This window comes from Sphingobium sp. FG125 (assembly GCF_057809795.1).
This window is the reverse complement of sequence record NZ_JBMDKQ010000004.1, coordinates 186,659-206,729: the sequence shown is the minus strand read 5'-3', so window position 1 is coordinate 206,729 and position 20,071 is coordinate 186,659. Positions and strand designations below refer to the sequence as shown.

General features: G+C 62.6%; 14 protein-coding genes and 1 tRNA gene. 6 read left to right on the top strand and 9 right to left on the bottom strand.

Annotation, left to right across the window (positions count from 1 at the left end):
* Window positions 1-176: 176 nt before the first annotated feature.
* From ACODSR_RS05685 to ACODSR_RS05670, 4 genes are all read left to right on the top strand, one after another.
* Entirely contained in the window at window positions 177-1,181 is a 1,005-nt protein-coding gene (locus ACODSR_RS05685) for a LysM peptidoglycan-binding domain-containing protein (protein ID WP_489074516.1), read from the top strand.
* Window positions 1,168-1,596 carry a hypothetical protein gene (locus ACODSR_RS05680; RefSeq protein ID WP_489074514.1) on the top strand — a complete coding sequence of 143 codons (429 nt, stop codon included), beginning with the start codon at window positions 1,168-1,170 and terminating at the stop codon, window positions 1,594-1,596. Before ACODSR_RS05685 ends, ACODSR_RS05680 begins: the two co-directional genes overlap by 14 nt.
* Window positions 1,597-1,636: 40 nt before the next feature.
* Window positions 1,637-3,820 carry an excinuclease ABC subunit UvrB gene (uvrB, locus tag ACODSR_RS05675; protein WP_489074512.1) on the top strand — a complete coding sequence of 728 codons (2,184 nt, stop codon included), beginning with the start codon at window positions 1,637-1,639 and terminating at the stop codon, window positions 3,818-3,820.
* A 155-nt stretch (window positions 3,821-3,975) separates the two neighbouring features.
* Entirely contained in the window at window positions 3,976-5,820 is a 1,845-nt protein-coding gene (locus tag ACODSR_RS05670; RefSeq protein WP_489074510.1) for an ABCB family ABC transporter ATP-binding protein/permease, read from the top strand.
* 95 nt (window positions 5,821-5,915) lie between these two features.
* Here the strand turns inward: ACODSR_RS05670 and ACODSR_RS05665 are convergent, their stop codons facing one another.
* A complete protein-coding gene (locus ACODSR_RS05665) occupies window positions 5,916-6,311 on the bottom strand; it encodes an acyl-CoA thioesterase (protein WP_489074508.1) in 396 nt (131 codons plus the stop codon).
* A gap of 112 nt (window positions 6,312-6,423) precedes the next feature.
* Window positions 6,424-8,499, bottom strand: a complete 2,076-nt coding sequence (locus ACODSR_RS05660; protein ID WP_489074506.1) for a S9 family peptidase — start codon at window positions 8,497-8,499, stop codon at window positions 6,424-6,426.
* Between the two features lie 109 nt (window positions 8,500-8,608).
* On the opposite strand from ACODSR_RS05660, the gene ACODSR_RS05655 reads away from it, so the two are divergent.
* Window positions 8,609-10,390, top strand: a complete 1,782-nt coding sequence (locus ACODSR_RS05655) for an aminopeptidase P family protein (protein ID WP_489074504.1) — start codon at window positions 8,609-8,611, stop codon at window positions 10,388-10,390.
* Here ACODSR_RS05655 and ACODSR_RS05650 read toward each other — a convergent pair.
* Entirely contained in the window at window positions 10,387-10,515 is a 129-nt protein-coding gene (locus ACODSR_RS05650) for a hypothetical protein (RefSeq protein ID WP_489074502.1), read from the bottom strand. The genes ACODSR_RS05655 and ACODSR_RS05650 overlap by 4 nt on opposite strands.
* A 113-nt stretch (window positions 10,516-10,628) precedes the next feature.
* Between ACODSR_RS05650 and ACODSR_RS05645 the strand changes: the two genes are divergently transcribed.
* A tRNA-Thr gene (locus tag ACODSR_RS05645) sits at window positions 10,629-10,703 on the top strand.
* Between the two features lie 43 nt (window positions 10,704-10,746).
* On the opposite strand, the gene ACODSR_RS05640 is transcribed toward ACODSR_RS05645, so the two are convergent.
* The 6 genes from ACODSR_RS05640 to ACODSR_RS05615 all read right to left on the bottom strand — a co-directional run bounded on the left by ACODSR_RS05640 (window position 10,747) and on the right by ACODSR_RS05615 (window position 19,802).
* Window positions 10,747-11,793, bottom strand: coding sequence for a LacI family DNA-binding transcriptional regulator (locus ACODSR_RS05640; RefSeq protein ID WP_489074501.1), 1,047 nt, complete (start codon window positions 11,791-11,793; stop codon window positions 10,747-10,749).
* A gap of 66 nt (window positions 11,794-11,859) precedes the next feature.
* Window positions 11,860-13,878: a TonB-dependent receptor gene (locus ACODSR_RS05635; RefSeq protein ID WP_489074499.1), complete on the bottom strand. Its 2,019-nt coding sequence runs from the start codon at window positions 13,876-13,878 to the stop codon at window positions 11,860-11,862.
* A gap of 120 nt (window positions 13,879-13,998) precedes the next feature.
* Window positions 13,999-15,384, bottom strand: coding sequence for a porin (locus ACODSR_RS05630; protein WP_489074497.1), 1,386 nt, complete (start codon window positions 15,382-15,384; stop codon window positions 13,999-14,001).
* A 131-nt stretch (window positions 15,385-15,515) separates the two neighbouring features.
* A complete protein-coding gene (locus tag ACODSR_RS05625) occupies window positions 15,516-16,616 on the bottom strand; it encodes a helix-turn-helix transcriptional regulator (RefSeq protein ID WP_489074495.1) in 1,101 nt (366 codons plus the stop codon).
* Between the two features lie 116 nt (window positions 16,617-16,732).
* Window positions 16,733-17,377 (bottom strand): class I SAM-dependent methyltransferase, encoded by a 645-nt coding sequence (locus ACODSR_RS05620; RefSeq protein ID WP_489074493.1) that lies wholly within the window; start codon window positions 17,375-17,377, stop codon window positions 16,733-16,735.
* 127 nt (window positions 17,378-17,504) lie between these two features.
* Complete coding sequence (locus ACODSR_RS05615) at window positions 17,505-19,802, bottom strand: CDC48 family AAA ATPase (protein WP_489074491.1); 2,298 nt, start codon at window positions 19,800-19,802, stop codon at window positions 17,505-17,507.
* Window positions 19,803-20,071: the final 269 nt, after the last annotated feature.

Genomic DNA, 20,071 nt, shown 5'->3' with positions numbered 1-20,071 from the left:
CCCTCATCGCGTCGGCACATGCTGGGCCGTGGACAAGAGAGCATATCAAGCCCGTGCGACATTGCAAAATTGACGCCGATATGGATGGGATTGGGCTAATTGTTCTTGATTTGTTCTTTTCATTATGATAGCTCGTCTCCCGCAAATCGGGAGATGCGCACATGCCGGGGAACGAGTTGAGCCGACAGCCAGAACTGACAGCCTTCAACCTGTATCTGCGCACGGGCAGGCGAACTGACTTACCCCCGCCCGTGCAGGTCGAAGTGAAATTCAACCCGTGGCATGATGAAAAGGACGGGCGGTTCACCTTTGCCGGGCAAGGCCGCTATTTTCCGCGCGGTGGTAATACTCGCCCAAAGACCATGGAAGCAGCGGCGGGCGGACAGGTGCGGCGACCGGATCGGTCCGATAGCGATGGCGTGCCGGATCGCCGCCACCTGCGCGCCGATCATCCCGGCAACCATTCGACCCATATCGTGCAACCGGGCGATACGCTCACGCGCATTGCCGCGCGGCGCAAAGGACTGACGGCGCGCGATCTGGCATGGCTAAACCAGCATCCGATCGACCGGCCACTGAGAATCGGCCAGCAGATCAAACTGCCGCATCAGGCCTATCTGGATGCCGGACGTGCGGCCAAGAACAAGTTTCTGGCGCTCGCCTATTATATGGACACGCATGGCGGAAAATTGCCGCCCGACCCGGCCAATCCACCGTCGCTGGAAAGCCAGATCCTCGACACGAACTGGCGCAAGGAGACGAAAAATGGCTATGATTTCCATATTGATGTCATTGCGCGACCGAGGAAAATCTTCGCCAACCTTTCAGATGGTCCAAAAGCATCCCGATCGCGCCGTAACCAGGCAAGCGCGGGCAAACCTGATCGCCTTGCAAGCGACGATGGCGGCCATTTTATCGCCGCTCGCTTCAACGGTCCCAGCGAGAGCTTCAACCATTTCGCCCAAGACGCCAACTTCAACCGGGGCGCCTATCGTGCCATGGAAGATAGCTGGGCAAGGGATTTGCAGGCAGGACGAAATGTGCTTGTTGAGATCACCCCAAAATATGCTGGAACCTCAAAACGGCCAAACAGCGTCCACGTCATCTGGTACGTCGATGGCCAAAAGAATTTTCACAATTTCCCCAATCAAGCGAAAGGTCGATCCGATGGCGAAAGATAAATTCGACATCTTGGGTCCACTCATGGACGAGATCGGACAGGAACTAGTTACAATCGTCGGGGGAGAGCCAAATGGCATATTTCTCTACGTCGAGATCGGAGACATGTGGGTTGGGCCAAGCATATTCAAGGATGAGGGGGATGTGGTTCGCTATCATGATTCCGACAGTGAGGTTCTTTCCGACCTTCTGTTTGAAGCTTGGTATGCCGAACCCGAAGGACCGAATATGCGGTGGTCGGTCATGGAATATGTTATAAATGATGGAAAATTCGACGCGACTTTCAAATATCCCGAAGAGGTCAATGTCGATGTCGTCGATCCAGAGCGCCGCCGCACAGCCCTGCGCGCCCGTTTCGGCGACAAGCCCGTCGTCTATCCGCCTCCACCCAAGGGCGCGTTTGAGTTGAAACCCTGACGTCAATTGCGTCCTGACCCAAAGATCCCATATTGCCCCCATGGCCATCCATATCCGCACCACGCTCGACGAGCCCGATACCGACGCCCATTTCGTGCCGCACCGGCCCGCGCGGCCGGACAAGAGCGAGGGAGGGCGGCCCTTCACGCTGGTGAGCGATTATGAGCCGTCGGGCGACCAGCGCACCGCGATCCCCGAATTGGTGGAACAGGCGCTGGCGGGTGAGCGCGATCAGGTGCTGCTGGGCGTCACTGGATCGGGCAAGACCTTCACCATGGCCAAGGTGATCGAGGCGTTACAACGCCCGGCGCTGATCCTGGCCCCCAACAAGATTCTCGCGGCGCAGCTTTATGGCGAATTCAAAAGCTTCTTCCCCAACAATGCGGTCGAATATTTCGTCAGCTATTATGACTATTACCAGCCCGAAGCCTATGTCGCGCGGTCCGACACCTATATCGAGAAGGAAAGCAGCGTAAACGAAAGCATCGACCGGATGCGCCACTCGGCGACGCGGTCCTTGCTGGAACGGGACGATGTCATCATCGTCGCGTCGGTAAGCTGTATCTACGGCATCGGATCGGTCGAGACTTATTCGGCGATGACCTTCTCGATGAAGAAGGGCGGGATCGAGGATCAGCGCGAGATCATTCGCAAGCTGGTCGCGCTTCAGTATAAGCGCAACGATGCGGGCTTTGCGCGCGGCAATTTCCGGGTGAAGGGCGACAATCTAGAGATTTTCCCGTCCCACTATGAGGATACCGCCTGGCGCATATCCTTCTTCGGCAACGAGATTGAAGCGATTGTCGAATTCGATCCGCTGTCGGGACGCAAGGTCGCCAGCCTCGACTATGTGAAGGTTTTTCCCAACAGCCACCATGTCACCCCCGGCCCGACCCTCAAGCAGGCGATGGAGGCGATCCGGTTTGAACTCACCGAGCGGCTCAAGGAACTGGAGGCGGAGGGCAAGCTGCTGGAGGCGCAACGGCTGGAGCAGCGGACCAATTTCGACCTGGAGATGATCGCCGCGACCGGCAGTTGCGCGGGGATCGAAAATTACAGCCGTTTCCTCACGGGCCGCCTGCCAGGTGAACCCCCGCCGACTTTGTTTGAATATCTGCCCGAAAATGCGCTGCTGTTCGTCGATGAAAGCCACCAGACCGTGCCGCAGATCGGCGCGATGGCGCGCGGCGATCACCGGCGCAAGATCACGCTCGCCGAATATGGTTTCCGCCTGCCCAGCTGCATCGACAACCGCCCGCTACGCTTCAACGAATGGGACGCAATGCGACCGCAGACGGTCAGCGTCTCCGCTACGCCCGGCAAATGGGAGATGGAGCAGACCGGCGGCGTATTCAGCGAACAGGTGATCCGCCCCACCGGCCTCATTGACCCGCCGGTCGAAATCAAGCCGGTCGAGGATCAGGTGGACGACCTGATCAACGAATGTCGCAAGGTCACCGCTAACGGCTATCGCACGCTCGTCACCACACTGACCAAGCGGATGGCGGAGGATCTGACCGAGTTCATGCATGAGGCGGGGATCAAGGTCCGCTACATGCACAGCGACGTCGAGACTCTTGAACGGATTGAATTAATCCGGGATCTTCGGCTCGGCGTCTATGACGTGCTGATCGGCATCAACCTGTTGCGCGAGGGGCTGGACATTCCCGAATGCGGGCTGGTCGCGATTCTCGACGCTGACAAAGAAGGCTTTTTGCGCTCCGAAACCTCGCTCATTCAGACGATCGGTCGCGCCGCGCGCAACGTGGACGGGCGGGTGATCCTCTATGCCGACCGGATCACAGGCTCGATGGAGCGTGCGCTCAACGAAACCGGGCGCAGGCGCGAGAAACAGGAAGCCTATAACCGCGAACATGGCATCACCCCGACCACGATCAAGCGCAACATCGGCGACATCATCGCCCATGTGTCCAACAGGGACAGCGTGCTGGTCGAGACGGGCGACGCCGACCGGCCCCACATGGTCGGCCACAATCTGCGCGCCTATATCGAGGATCTGGAAAAGAAGATGCGCGCGGCGGCGGCTGACCTGGAGTTTGAAGAAGCCGGGCGGATCAGGGACGAAATCCGCAAGCTGGAAGCCGAGGAACTGGGCCTGCCGCACGAACAGCAGGTCGCGGCTCCTCGCGGGCGCGCGACGGAGGGCAAGCCGGGGACGCGGAAATTGCGATACGGAAAAACGCAGAAGAAATTTGGGCGGTAAGAAGGCCGCTTCTACTTTGGTCGTTCGTTTCGAGCGAAGTCGAGAAACCCTGTGCATCGGTTTCTCGACTGCGCTCGAAACGAACGGATGTGGTGTGTTATCGCACCCTCTAAACCACCGCTGGATAATCCCGCGCCGCCCTCTACATAGCGCCTATGCCCCCTGACATGCCCACATCCGCGCCTTTGCCCCCTGTCTGGGCGACGCTCCGCCGGTTCCTGCCCTATTTGTGGCCCGCCGATGCGCCCGCACTGCGCCGCCGCGTAGTCGTCGCAATGTTGTGCGTACTGGCGGCCAAGATCATCAGCCTGGCCATGCCCTTTGCGTACAAGGCCGCGATCGACCGGATGGTGCCGGGGATGGAGCGGGCCGCCAGCCTGGCCATCGCGCTGGTCGCGGTCTATGCGGGCGCGCGCTTTGGCAGCGTGTTGTTCGACAATCTGCGCAATGCGGTGTTCGAGCGGGTCGGGCAGGAGGCCGGGCGGCGGCTGGCCGACGATGTGTTCGTCCACCTCCACCGCCTGTCGCTGCGCTTCCATCTCGACCGGCGCACTGGCGCTGTCACCAAGATTGTCGAGCGCGGCACCAAGAGCATCGACACGATGCTCTATTTCCTGCTGTTCAACATCGCCCCCACCGTGCTGGAGCTGGTCGCGGTCTGCGCCATCTTCTACGTCAAGTTCGGCCTGTGGATGGTCGCGGTCACTTTAGTCATGGTGGGCCTCTATATCTGGTTCACCCGCACCGTGACCGAATGGCGCAACCAGTTGCGCCGCGACATGGTGGACATGGACACCAATGCGGTCGCCCATGCGGTCGACAGCCTGCTGAATTTCGAGACGGTCAAATATTTCGGCGCGGAAGCGCGCGAGGCGAAACGTTACGGCACATCGATGCGGCGTTATGCGCAGGCGGCGGTCAAGAGCGAGAATAGCCTGGCCTGGCTCAATATCGGCCAGTCGCTGATCACCAACCTGATGATGGCGGGCGCGATGGGCTATACCGTGTGGGGATGGAGCCGGGGCCAGTTCACCACCGGCGACGTGGTGCTGGTCAATACACTGCTCGCCCAGCTGTTCCGGCCATTGGACCTGCTCGGCATGGTCTATCGCACGATCCGGCAGGGGCTGATCGACATGGAGGCGATGTACAAGCTGATGGACACGCCGCAGGAGATTGCCGATGCGGACGGTGCGCCTGCCCTTGTCCCGTCCGGCGGCGAAGTGCGGTTCGATCATGTGCGCTTTGGTTATGATCCCGAACGCGAGATTTTGCACGATATCAGCTTCACCGTCCCGGCAGGACGGACGCTGGCGATCGTCGGGCCGTCCGGCGCGGGCAAGTCCACCATCGCGCGCATCCTGTTCCGCTTCTACGATATTCAGGGAGGCCAAGTCAGCATCGACGGGCAGGATATCGCCAGCGTGACGCAGGCATCGCTGCGCGCGGCGATCGGCATCGTGCCGCAGGACATGGTGCTGTTCAACGACACGGTCGGCTATAATATCGGCTATGGCCGCGAAGGCGCGAGCCAGGCGGAGATCGAAGCCGCTGCAAAAGCCGCGTCGATCCACGACTTCATCCTGAGCCTGCCCAAGGGGTATGACACCCGCGTTGGCGAGCGTGGCCTCAAACTGTCAGGCGGAGAAAAGCAACGGGTGGCGATTGCGCGGACGCTGCTGAAGGACCCGCCAGTGCTGGTGCTGGACGAAGCGACCAGCGCGCTCGACAGTCGCACCGAAAATGAGATTCAGGACGTGCTGCGCAACATTGCGCGCAAGCGCACCACCCTGATCGTCGCGCACCGCCTGTCTACTGTCGTCGATGCGGACGAGATCATCGTGCTGGACCAGGGCCGCATTGTCGAACGCGGCCGCCACGCCGATCTGGTGCGCGCCGACGGGCTATATGCGGTGATGTGGAACCGTCAGGCCGCCGAGCGGGAGGATATGCCGGTCGAGCCGGGAATCGGCGATGTGTTTGAAGTGGTGCGGAAATAGACCATTTTCCGTTCGTTTCGAGCGAAGTCGAGAAACCTGTGCGCAAGGTTTCTCGACTTCGCTCGAAACGAACGGAGGTAGGTGGTCCCCCGCCCTCAATCCACAAAATTCGCCGCCACCTCCGGCGGCACGCGCAAGATCCGGCCCGTACCCTTGTCCACGATCGCCCAGGTGGATCTGGCCATGACCTTCACCTTGCCGTCGGGACCGGTGAACTCGATCAGCCGGTCGAAGCGCGCGCCGCGTGGGCCATCGGGTATCCAGGTGCGCGCCGTCACCGTCTCGCCCTCCGCCACATTGCCGCGATAGTCGATTTCGTGGCGGGTCACGACCCAGACATAGGCATCGACATGCGCCGGGTCGGCATCATGGGTCCAATGCTCGGTCGCGACCTGCTCCATCCACTGGACCCAGACCGCGTTGTTGACATGGCCGAGTATGTCGATGTCGGCGGGTTGGGCGGTGATGCGTGTGGCGTAGGCGGCGGGCATTATCCTATCCTCCGTTCGGGCTGAGCGAAGTCGAAGCCTCCCACAGAGCGAAGCGAAGTGCCTTCACTACGTTCAGGCGAACCCTTCGACAGGCTCAGGGCGAACGGTTCCCTCACGCTCCAGCCATCCCCATTTGCCAGAGAATGAACGCAAATTCCTCCGCGCTTTCGTGCAGGCTCTCGAACCGCCCCGACTTGCCACCATGGCCCGCGCCCATATTGGTCTTGAGCAGCAGGATATTGTCATCCGTCTTGGTCGCACGCAGCTTGGCGACCCATTTGGCAGGCTCCCAATAGGTCACGCGCGGGTCGTTGAGGCCCGCCGTTACCATCAGCGGCGGATAATCCTGCGCCTTCACATTGGCATAAGGGTCATAGGCCAGAATGGTCTCAAACGCGGCCTTATCGTCTATCGGATTACCCCATTCGGGCCATTCGCCCGGCGTCAGCGGCAGGGTTTCGTCCAGCATGGTGTTGAGCACATCGACGAACGGCACATGCGCCACCACTGCGCCCCACAGGTCGGGATCGCTATTGATCACCGCTCCCATCAGTTCGCCCCCGGCCGATCCGCCCGAAATGCTGATCCGCCCCTTGCTCGTATAGCCAAGGTCAATCAGCCCCTTGGCCACATCGACAAAGTCGGTGAAGGTATTATTGCGTTTGTCCAGCTTGCCGTCGAGATACCATTGCTGGCCGAGGTCATCGCCGCCGCGAATATGGGCGATGGCGAAGGCAAAACCGCGGTCGAGCAGCGACAGCCGCCCGGTCGAAAAACCCGGCTCCATCGCCATGCCATAGGCACCATAGCCATAGAGGTGCAGCGGCGCGCCGCCGTCGCGCGGCAGGTCGGCGGGATAGACGATCGACACCGGAATCTGCGTGCCGTCGCGCGCCGGGATCATCAGCCGCTCGGTCGCATAGCGGCTCGCGTCATAGCCTGAAGGGATTTCCTGCACCTTGAGCAACTCGAACCGTTCTTCGGCCATATGATAGTCGAAAATGGTGTCGGGCGTGACCATCGATTCATAGCCGATGCGCAGCACCGTCACATCATATTCGGGATTATCGTCCAGCGACGCGGAATAGCTCGCCTCCGGGAACGGCAGTCGTTTTGGCGTATGCGTCGCATAATCGCGCAGTTCGATCTGGTCCAGACCGTCCAGCCGTCCTTCGGTGACGTAGAAATGTTTGAACAGGGTGAAATCGGTCAGGTAGAAATGGGCGTCAGGCGCAATCACTTCGGTCCACTGGTCCGGCGCATCCAGCGTCGCCTTCACCAGCCGGAAATTGGGGTGGGTGTCGTTGGTCTTGATATAGAGCGTGCCGTCATGCTCATCGACATCATATTCGCGCCCAGCCTGCCGCGCGGCCACCAGCAGAGGCGGCGCTGTGGGATTATCGGCGGGGATCAGCCAGGCTTCTGTCGTCACATGATCGCCGGTCGCAATGACGATCCATTTTTCCGATGAGGTGAGGCCGATCGAGACGCGGAACCCCTCATCATCCTCATGGAACAGCTCGACGTCGGACTCGACGCCCTGCCCCAGCCAGTGCAGCCGCGCATTGTCGGTGCGCCAATTTTCATTGGCCAGGCCATAGAGCAGCCCCTTGCTGTCGGACGTCCACACCAAAGATGACAGCGTGTCGGGGATCGATTCCGGCAAAATCTCGCCGGTGAACAGATCCTTGATCCGCGCCTCGAACCGTTCCGACCCGTCATTGTCGATCGCATAGGCAAGGTAGCGTCCATCCGGGCTGACCGACATGGCGCCCAGCCGGAAATAGTCATGCCCCTGCGCCAGCGCCGGTTCGTCCAGGATCAGCTGATCCGGCCCGCCAGCCACCGGCTTGCGATACCATTTGCGATATTGCGCGCCCGTCTCGAACGCGCGCCAGTAGATATAGTCGCCATCCTTTTGGGGCACGGAACTGTCATCTTCCTTGATGCGGCCCTTCATCTCGGCAAACAGCGCGTCGGTCAGCCCCTTGTGCGGGGCCATCGCGGCCTCGAAGAAAGCGTTTTCTTGGCCCAGATAGGCCAGCACGTCCGCATCCTTGACGTCCGGGTAACCCGGATCGCGCAGCCAGGCATAGTCGTCCGTCACGGTGATGCCATGATGGGTGATGCTGTGCGGCCTGGCCAGCGCGATTGGAGCGGCAACGGGCGGCGGGGTGTTTGCGGTCATTCACTATCCATTTGCAAGGAGCAAGGCGGGCGCTGGCATATGCGCTACAGCCTGCTTATGTTGTTGTCATTATGGCCTGCGCAAGGGGCCGATACGCAAGGAAGTATGAATGTCCACCTATCAAGACCGTCTCAACGCGCTGCGCGACCAGCTTGCGCGCGACCGGCTGGACGGTTTCGTCGTGCCGCTGACCGACGAGCATATGAGCGAATATGTCGGCGCCTATGCCCAGCGCCTAGCCTGGCTGACCGGGTTTCAGGGTTCCGCGGGCAGCGCCGTGGTGCTGCCGGAGCAGGCGGCGATCTTCGTCGATGGGCGCTACACATTGCAGGTACGCGAGCAGGTCGATGGCGCGCTGTGGCAATATGAAAGCGTACCGCAAACCTCCATCGCGGCCTGGCTGAAAGCCTATGCCCCGGCGGGCGGGCGGATCGGCTATGATCCCTGGCTCCACACCCGTTCCTGGGTGGAGCAGGCCAGCGCCGCGCTGGCGGAAAAGGGCGCCGTCTTGGTCGCTGTCGACACAAACCCGATCGACCTGGTCTGGCCTGACCGCCCTGCCCCCAGCGACGCCCGGCTGGTCGTGCATGACGACCGTTTTGCCGGGCAGAGCGCGGCGGAAAAGCGGCAGGGGATGGCCGACTGGCTGGTCGAGAAAAAAGCCGACGCCGCGGTGCTGTCCGCGCTGGATTCGATCGCCTGGACCTTCAATATCCGCGGTAAGGATGTGGACCGGACGCCAGTGGCGCTGGCCTATGCCATCGTCCATGCTGATGCGACCGCCGACCTTTATGTCGCGCCCGAAAAAATGGACGAGGCGGTCGCCAAGCATCTGGGCAACGCCGTGCGCGTGCATGATCGCGCCGCCTTTGCCGATGCGTTGGCCGGTTTTGCGGGCAAGAGCGTGGTGGCCGATCCCGAACGGGCGGTAGCCGCGATTTTCGAGGCGCTCGACAATGGCGGCGCGACCGTGCTGCCGCTGCGCGACCCCGCGATCCTGCCCAAGGCGATCAAGAATGAGGTCGAGATTGCCGGACATAAATCGGCGCAGGCCCGCGACGGCGCGGCATTGAGCCGCTTTCTGCATTGGGTGTCGGTGGAAGCGCCCAAGGGCGGCCAGACCGAAATGACCGCCGCCGACCGGCTGGAGGCGTTCCGCAAGGAGACCGGCCTGCTGGAGGATCTGTCCTTCGACACGATCAGCGGTGCCGGGCCGAATGGCGCGGTGGTGCATTACCGGGTCGAGGAAAAGACCAACCGCCCGATCGAAACCGGCACCCTCTATCTCGTCGATTCGGGCGGCCAGTATCGCGACGGCACGACCGACGTGACCCGCACGCTGGCGATCGGTACGCCCACGCGCGAGATGCAGGAGCGGTTCACGCTGGTGCTGAAGGGCCATATCGCACTGGCGCGCGCGGTGTTTCCGATCGGGACGCGCGGTGGCCAGCTCGATATATTGGCGCGACAGTTCCTCTGGGCACAGGGGCTGGATTATGCCCATGGCACCGGCCATGGCGTCGGCAGCTTCCTGTCGGTGCATGAAGGACCGCAGCGGATCGCGACATTTGGCGGCGGCGACGAGCCGTTGCAGGCGGGCATGATCCTGTCCAACGAGCCGGGCTATTACAAGACCGGCGAATATGGCATCCGCATCGAAAATTTGGTGCTGGTGGAAGAACGCGCCGTGCCGGGCGCGGAAAAGCCGATGCTGGGCTTTGAAACGCTGACCTTTGCTCCGATCGACCGTCATCTGATCGCGCTCGATCTGCTGAGCGCCGACGAGCGGGCATGGGTCGACGCCTATCATGCCAAGGTGCGGTCGGTCGTGGGGCCGCAGTTGGATGGCGACGCAAAGGCGTGGCTGGAAAGCGCCTGCGCGCCGCTTTAATCTTTCGGACTGTGGGGCGCAGGCGCGGGCGGCACGACCTCCCGTGCCTGCGCCTTGCGGCGGCGCAGATTATTGCGCAGCGCCTGCGCCAGCCGCGCCTTGCGATCATCCTGTTCGCTTGTCATGGCATGGCCTTAAGCAAAATGTGGCATCGGCTGCAACCCGCCTTGACAAGGGCGGCGCACGCAGCCATAGGCCCGGCTCCGCAGGCCGAACAGGTCCGTGGACATGAAATAGTGCTGCCGTAGCTCAGTGGTAGAGCGCATCCTTGGTAAGGCTGAGGTCGTGAGTTCAATCCTCACCGGCAGCACCATTTCTCCCCCCGACATATTCGCGAATGTAACCGCCCTACGGGGCTATGTGCGCCGACAGGCGGGCGGCGGCGCGCTCGATTCGGCGATCAGCAACGGCAGATCGACCTGCATCAGCGTAGCGGTGGGCCGTTTGGCGATGATGTCGAACAGACAGCGCGCGGCCATCTGCGCCATATCGCCCATCGGTCGCTGTACTGTCGTCAGCGCCGGGACGATCATCCTGGCCAACAGGCTGCCATCAAATCCTATGACGGTCAGGTCGCGCGGCACCATCAGGCCGCGCGAGGCGGCCACCTTGATGACACCGGCGGCCATGATGTCATTGGCCGCAAAGATGGCGGTAGGCATCGGATCGATCGACAGCAGCCGCTCCGCCGCCGTCACGCCCGATTCAAAGCTGTAATCACCAGCCGCCTCTCCCACCAGCGTTCCGCCCGCAATGGTCAGAGCAGACAGAAAACCCGCTCGCCGCTCCTGCGCCGATAACGTGGCCGACGGACCTGACACATGAGCGACGCGCCTGTGGCCCAGCGCGACGATATGCTCCGCCACCCGCGCGGCCGCACCGCGCTCGTCGGACACCAGCATGGCGTCGAATCCGGCAAGACTGACAGACGAAAGCGCCACCGCCGGGATGCCGACGTCCTGAAGTGCATAGGCCAGGCCCGGCACACCCGATACCGGGGCCAGGATGATGACGCCATCGACGCGGGAGCGCCGGACGAAATCCAGCACATCCTCGATCGATCCATCCTCGCCCGTAGGCGTTGCATGGGCGATGACCTCATAGCCCTGCGCGGTCGCTTCGTTCGCCAGACCGCGCTGCACCTCGCCCAACACCAGCACATTCCTGTCATTATGGATCATGCCAATCAGATAGGATCGCCCGGTCGCCAGCCCCCGCGCCCGCGCACTGGGCCGGAAACCGAGCGCCTCGATCGCGCCCAGGATCGTCGCGCGGGTCTCCGCATTGACCTTGGGCGACCCGTTGATGACGCGGGACACGGTGCGAATGGAGACATGCGCCCGCGCGGCCACGTCCGCGATCGTGACATCGGCCCCGATCGCCCAATTCCCCTGCTTTGTCATGCAGCAGCCATAGCCGGTCTGCCGACGCAGGCAAGATCAGGCTGGCTGTTGCAGGAGCAAGTATGGTCAGTGGGTAAAACTGATACCGATCCACAGGGTGCGCGGCGTACCCAGGTCCATCGATCCGCCCGCATTGCGGGTGACGACCGCCTTGTCGAACAGATTTTCGCCGCGTGCTACCAATGTCGCGCCATGGCCCAATGGCAGCCGCGCGATGGCATCGACCGTCAGCGCGTCTGGGAGGACGTCGCTTTGCAGATCATCCTCATATTGTTTGGCGACATAGCGCAGCGTGGTGGACAGGGTCGGTCCCTGCGCCGGGCTGTAGGCGATCGTCGCGCTGGCGGCATGGCGCGGGCTTTGTGCCGGGGTCATGCCGTTGAAAGCAGCGCCAGGGGCGCGAACGCGGCTATGGCTATAGGCGTAGGAGGCCGACAGGCGCAGGTCGCCCAGCGCCGCCGCTGCGGTCAGTTCGATCCCCTTGGCGACGATGCGATCGACATTTTGACGCTTGCGCGTGTTCGCGACCAAAGGATCGGTTACATTGGCGATGGCATCGCCCAGCTGGTTGTAGAAGGCGGTGGCGGACAAGGTGACACCGGGTGCCGGGGTCAGGTCAATCCCCCCCTCCACGCCTTTGAGCTTTTCCGGGGTCAGCGCAGCATTGGCGTCGGTTCGGATAGGAAATACCACGAACGGTCGATAGAGTTCATTGAGCGTCGGCAAGCGGAAGCCGCTATAGGCCGCTCCGCGTACCGCAATGGCATCGCTTGCCTTGTAGAGTACGCCGATCCGGCCCGACACCTCCCAGTCCGACCGATCGGCAAAGGCGCTATTGGTCGCCGCGCCGGTGGTGGCGCTCACCTGCCGGTAAAAGCCGTTGCGGATCGACCAGCGATCGGCGCGCACTCCGCCGGTCAGGACCAGTTTACCGATCGTCCAGTCATCCTCGACAAAGACGCCACTGGTCAGCTCTTCGCCCCCCGCATGGCGGCGGAAGGTGGCCGGGTTGCTGGCGATATTGGCGTCAAACGCATCCTCGAACATATCGCCGGTGGCAAAGCGGGTATCGACGCCGATGCGCAGCAAGTGATTGCCGCCAACCGGCGGGCGCAGTTCGATCTTGCCGCCAAGCCCGGTGGAAGGCGTGTTGCGCTGGTCGAGCGACTTGCGGAAGGTCGAGGCCGACATGACGATGTTGGAGAAGTTACGTGCCTGCACATAGGCAAGGGCATCGACCTGCCACGGACCGCGATTGATATAGCGGATGCTGGCGTCCTGCCCCCGGCTCATACTGTCCGCGCCCGCAAATCGCAGCGTGCGGTCATCCTGAAACAGGGTCGCGCGAAATTGCAGTTCGGCGGTGGCGGAAATGGGCGCGACCGCGCGCAAATTGGTGGACCAGCCATCATAGGCGGCAGGCACGGTCGCGCCGACCCGCTGGCTCTTGGGTGTCGTCTGGAACCCGTCGCCCCGGTCCCATCGGCCCGACAGTGACACATAGCCGCTGCCAAGGTCCGGGGTCAGGCTGGCGGACAATTCGGTCGAATTGCGGCTGCCGTAAAAGCCGCTCGCACTAAAGGTCGGCAACTGGTCGCGCGTCGCACTGGCCAGTTCGATGGTGCCAGCCACCGCCCCCGCGCCGAATGCGCCGATGCCGCCGCCCCGCGTCACCCGGACGACCGACAGCCGCTCAGGCACCAGCGCGCTGAACGGGATATAGCCGAAAAAGGGATCGGCCATCGGCACCCCGTCCAGCAACACCAGTGTCCGGCTCGACGCGTTGCCGCCCAGCGCGCGCAGGGTCGCGCCCTGGGCCGACGGGTTGGCGGAACGGCTGTCGGATCGGCGGAACTGCTGGAAGCCCGTGACATCGCCCAGCACGCTTTCGATCCGGCCCGATGCGCTGTCCTGCAACCGGGCGCGCTCGATCACCACTGATCCATAGGCCGGGGTGCCGGGCGGCAGCGACAGGCCTGCACCGGTGACGATGATGGACGGCGTGTCACCCGCATCGTCCGGCGCCTGAGCCAGTACGGCTGTGGGAATGGACAAGAGCAAGGCGGGCAGGACGATAATTTTCATGGCGATCCCCTCATGCGCCCCTCTCTTTTTTTTTCATCGTATTTGCAAATAGAAAGGGGCCGCACCTTTCTAAGATGCAGCCCCCGCCCTGTGACATTGTTCCTTGGGTCGATCAGACGGTCAGAAGAACAGGATCGCCCCCGCCGCCAGCGCGTCCGAGCTGGCCTTGTTGTCATTATGCGCTTTCGACGTCGTGTGGACATATTCGCCCAGCAGTGTGACCCAGCTGTTCAGGCCATAGCGCAGCTGCCCAACCCAGCTGCCATTCTTGTCCACCAGCAGCGGATTGGCGAGCGCATCGGCGGCATTGGCATAGTCGAGATGGCTTTCGCCATAGCTGCCTCCGACCGAGATTTTGCCGAACGTCGCCAGCCCCTGAAGATAGAAGCCATGGCTGTCGCGCCGGTTGCCAAGGCCGTCCGTATCGAACAGGTTGAGCGCTGTCGTGCCCAGGCCCGACGCATCATAATAGGTGCCAACCACCGTGATCGGCCCCAACGTGACCTTCGCACCCGCGTCCCAGCCCCAGCCGGTATAGTCCGGCCCGGCGATCACATTATGCTTCTGGCTGATCCCCGACAGCCACAGCCGCGTCGCGACATCGCCCAGCTTGCCATCATAGACGAATTTGGCCTGGAAGCCGGGCTGCTTGTTCGATTCAGCTGGCCCCGTCAGGGAAGAAAGCGGCTCGAAAATGCCGATGCTGGCGGTGAAGCCATTGAAACTGGGCGTCGTATAAGTGATCTGCGGCTGGAAATCGGTATAGATATAACCGGTGCCGATGCGCCCCAGCGTCGTGTTGGATGGCGCGACATTGCCCGCGGGTGTGCCTGACGACAGCAAAGTGATGTCATTGAGGATCGCTTCTGACCCGAACAGGCCGATGTCGCGACCGATCTTTACCTCGCCAAAGCCCGCCCGGCCAAAGGTCAGATAGGTTTGGCGAAAATCGATCCCGGCGGTCTGGAGCGCACGGGGATTGCCGGGGCCGTTGGCACCGCCTGCCGCTGCATAATTGACCGAGTTGATGCCCGGATACATGCCGAAATGTGCGCCGACATCCCAGCCTGCCTGTGTCGTCATCGCCTCCACTTTCAGGAAGCCGGGCAGCAGCCCGTTGCGGACCGCCGAACTATTGCCGCCGACCGTCGCCACGCCGCCGACGACCATGTTGGTGGCGCTGGGTGCCTCGCCATTGTCATGGACGTAGAAGCCATTGACCGAGCCGGAAAATTTGAGCGTCACGTCGCCCATTTGCAGACCCACGCCGCTGTCGGCCATGCGAACGAGCGGCTTGCCGCCCGACGCATCTGGGGTGACCGGCGGTGCCTGCGCGGCCTCGGCGCTCTGGCCCTTCAGCAGATCCTGATATTCCTCATCGGTCAGGATGCCCTTTTCATGCAGGCGCTTGAGCAGATCGGCGGTGGTGCCGGCCATGGCCGGCGCAGCGGTGGCGGCGAGCAGCAGCGCACCCGCCGCGCTCATCAGGCGCAACGTCCTTTTCATATCATCCTCCCGTTCGTGACGCCGGTTTCCCCCCGGCTGAAACAGGAGAGTGGCGCGCCCGGACGGACGGGAAAATTGGACTTAGGTTCTCATCCCTTCGGACAGGACAAGCGCGTCGCCTAAGGTCGCGATCAGTGGCTGATCAGACCGACGATCCGCACCAGTTGCGATTCCCGGCGGCACCCGGTCTTGTCGTAGATGCTGCGCAGCTGCACCTTCAACGTCTCTGCCGACACGGATCGTGCCGCCGCAATGTCGGCGCGGGACTGGCCCGCCGCCAGCCGGATGGCGATGTCCGCTTCGGCCGGTGTCAGGCTGAATGTCCGCATCAGCAGCTGGACATGACGATCGCTTGGCGCACCGACCCGCGCGATCACGATGGCGCGCGGCGCGAAGGGCAGCGACCATGGGCGGCTGGGCAGTGGATATATTTCAAGCATGATCCCAACGCCCCCGGCGTCGTCGCCCAGCGCGACCGGATCAGCCGCGCGGCCGGGCGGGTCGATCACGGTGCGGACGGCGCGGGTGATGGCGCGGCTTTCGTCCGCCCGTTCGCTTGCCAGCCAGCCGTCGCTCACCCTGATACGGCTGGTCGTCAGCAGCGCTTCGGCGCGCGGGGTCATGCCCCCGACCCGGCCCGTCGCGTCGAGCAGCCAGCAGGCCCGGTCCATCGCCTCGAACGTGCCCGACAGCAGCGAAAAGCCCTGCTGCTCGATCGCGCGCTGGAGCCGCACGGCGGTGCGGGCGTGGCCCGCAATCTCGCCGAACAGGTCACGCTGTTCCTGCGTCGTGCGTCCGTCCTTGCTGTCGCGCAGCAGCGCCAGCCCGATCATCCCTTCCCGTCCGGCCAGCAGGCGGGTCTGGCAGCCGTCGAAAATGTCGAAATCGGCGCATAAGTCTAGATAGTCGTCCGACCGCAATGACTGGCGGGCGACGTCATAATGGGCTTCGTGGACGATCGGGGGATTATTCGCCAGCCCGTCGGCGGCGACGCGGAAATTCAGGTCGGGCTGGGACTGGTCGATCGCGGCGGTCTTGGCGATGATGCTGTCATCAATGTCGCTGATCCAGTTGAAGCCGCTGGCACCGGGACCAAAGCCGATCAACTGGCCATGACGCGAGCCCGTAGCATTAGCCATGGCCCTGATCGCCCCGTCCCAATTTTGCGGATCAAGCGCGGCGGACAGAAACAAGTCCGCCCATTTATCCCCATCCGTGGCGTATGACGCCATCCCCAAAACCCCCACAGTCCCATGGGTATCCGTTGCGCAATATGCCGGTGAAGTCAAATAAACGGCGAGAATAATGTCTGATAATTCTTGGCGATATTGATTTGGATTAATCCAAATCAGGCCGCCTGCGCCAGTGCCTCTTCCCGCACGGCACAGAACATCCGGCAGGGGGGAATATTACGCCATTCCAGTTCATCGCTGACCCGCCCGAACACCGGGTCCAGCAAGCGGCGGACATAGCGCGAATATTGATAGACCAGAAACGCCCCGCCTGGCCGCAATGCGGCGCGTGTCTCGGCGCAGATCGCCGCTCCCACGCCATCTGGCAGCGTCGAAAAGGGAATGCCCGACAAGATATAGTCGGCCTGGGGCTGCCCCGCTTCCCGAATGAAACGGCGTACATCAGATGCCGATCCATGCACGACCTTGAGCCGGGGATCGTCGAACTGCGCCTCCAGATAGGCGACGAAATCCAGGTTCAGGTCAATCGCCAGCAGGGTGGCGTCAGGATGCAGCCGGTCGAGGATCGCCTGGGTGAAAGTGCCCACCCCCGGTCCATATTCGACGAACAGCCGCGTATTGTGCCAATCGACCTGATCCAGCATCCTGTCCACCAGCGCGGCGGACGAGGGGATGACCGAACCGATCATACCGGGATGCTTGACGAACTGGCGGAAAAACATGCCCCATTGCCGGAAGAACCGGCCCGTACCCGCCTTGCCGCCCGTTATGTTTTTCTTTTTCAAGGGTATGGAGGCCATCACTATCCGTCTGTCTATTGTCGTGGTCGGGCGTCGCAAATATCGGCGCGACTGGCAAGCCGCTTTGCGCGTGCATGACAAGGAACGCGCAGACGGCAGATGGTTTCCTTTGCCGCCTGCCAGCGCCCTATTCCTGATCCCGCTCCCGCCCGCGCAACATGCCCGGCGCGACGAAGCCGATCGGATCGACCTGCATCGCCTTCTGCTTCAGCGTTGCCTGGATCTTTTCATATTCATGCTCCATTTCCGGCGTCACCGACGCGCGGGTTTCCTCCAGCGCTGCCTCGAAATGCGCCATCGTCACCTTGTCCACCGACAGCGACTGGCGCAGCGCGAACAGGCCAGCGCGGCGCGCCAGATCCTCCAGATCCGCGCCGGTAAAGCGCTCCGTCCGCTCTGCCAATGATGCCAGATCGACATCGTCGGCCAGCGGCATCTTGCCCGTATGGATCGACAGGATGCGCTGACGCCCCGCCTGATCGGGCACCGGCACATAGATCAGCTCATCGAACCGCCCCGGCCGCAGCAAAGCGGGATCGACCAAAGTGGGTCGGTTGGTCGCCCCGATGACGACCACTGATTGCAGTTCCTCCAGCCCGTCCATCTCCGCCAATATGGTGTTCACCACCCGCTCGGTCACCTGCGGTTCGCCCATGCCATTGCCGCGCGCGGGGACCAGGCTATCCAGTTCGTCGATGAAGATGACGGTCGGCGCAACCTGCCGTGCGCGGGCGAACAGCCGGGCAATCTGCTGCTCGCTCTCGCCATACCATTTGGACAGCAGGTCGCTTGATTTGGTCGCGATGAAATTGGCCTGCGCCTCCCGCGCCACCGCCTTGGCCAGCAAGGTCTTGCCGGTGCCGGGCGGGCCATAGAGCAGGAAGCCCTTGGCCGGGCGGATGCCGATGCGACGGAAGGCGTCGGGGTCTTTCAGCGGCAGTTCGACGCCTTCTTTCAGCCGCATCTGCGCCTCGTCCAGCCCGCCAATATCGGACCAGCCGATATTGGGTGCCTGCACCATCACTTCGCGCATCGCCGATGGCTGAACCCGCTTGATCGCCGCCATGAAATCGTCGCGCGTAACCGACAATTCCTCCAGCACGTCGGGCGGAATCGTGCCATCCTCCAGATTGAGGCGCGGCATGAAGCGGCGCACCGTCTCGATCGCGGCCTCGCGGGTGAGGGCGGCCAAGTCTGCGCCAACGAAGCCATAGGTCATACGCGCCAGTTCCGACAGGTCGACCGTGTCGCCCAGCGGCATTCCGCGCGTATGGATACCCAATATCTCGCGCCGTCCGCGCTCGTCGGGGACGCCGACGACAATCTCCCGGTCGAAGCGACCAGGACGCCGCAGCGCCTCGTCAATCGCTTCGGGGCGGTTGGTGGCCGCGATCACCACCAGATTGGTGCGTGGCTCCAGCCCGTCCATCAGCGTCAGCAATTGCGCGACCAGCCGCTTTTCCGTCTCGCCGGTCACCTGCCCCCGTTTGGGCGCAATCGAATCAATCTCGTCGATGAACAGGATCGACGGCGCAGCCTTGGCCGCTGCCTCGAATATCTCGCGCAGCTGTTTTTCGGATTCGCCATAGGCCGACCCGACAATTTCCGGCCCGTTGATCAGGAAGAATTCAGCCTCCGATTCATTGGCGACGGCGCGCGCCAGTCGGGTCTTGCCCGTCCCCGGCGGGCCATGGAGCATCACCCCGCGCGGCGGATCGACGCCGAGCCGCTGGAACAGTTCGGGATAGCGCAGCGGCAGCTCGACCATCTCGCGCAACTGGTCGATCGTGTCGGCCATGCCGCCGACATCGTCATAGGTCACGTCCGCGCGGCGCGCTTCCTTCGGCTCCTCATATTCGGGGCGCAGCTCGACTTCGGTCTCGGCGTCGATATGGACGATGCCCTTCGGGATGGTCGACACGACCACCAGCCGGATTTCCTGCAAGGCATAGGCCGGCGCGGCGAGCATCTGGCGCAGCTGGGGCGGCATGTCGCCGGGCGGCACCTGCTGCTGACCCGCGGTTGCGACGACATCGCCCGCAGTCAATGGCCGCTGGAAGAATACCCGCTTCAACGCTTCGGGATGGCCCTGAAGCCGCAGATTATTTTGTGCAGGTGCGAACACGACCCGCTGCGCGGCGCGGGACTCCAATTTGTCGATATGCACGAAGTCGCCGGAGCCGACCCCGGCATTGGCGCGCTGCAACCCGTCCAGGCGCAGCACGTCCAGCCCTTCATCCTCCTTATAGGGGCGCACCACCCGCGCGGCGGTCGATCGCTTGCCGACGATCTCGATCACATCGCCTTCGGCCAGGTTCAACTCCGCCATGACCGCCAGGGGCAACCGCGCCAGCCCGCGCCCAGCATCTTCCGGCCGCGCATTGGCGACCTGAATCCGCCGTCCCGTGCTGTCCTCTTGCGCCATAATGCTGTCCTGTCCTTGTCGCTTCCGTAACGAGATAGGAAACGCCAGAGCCAGAAAAAGGGGGCAGGCGCGAAACGAATGGCACAAAAAAAGGGCCGACCCAAAGGCCAGCCCGGAAAGTTTTAGGAGAGGATGCCTGAAAGGCATCCCCTATGTGCAGCGCGGCAGGCTTTATTGCAAGTGCGAAAAGAAAAGAGGAGTTGCAGAAAATGCATCTTGCCATTTTGCGGATTTTCCTGCTCAGTGCGGTCAGGATGCTTGGGACCGGC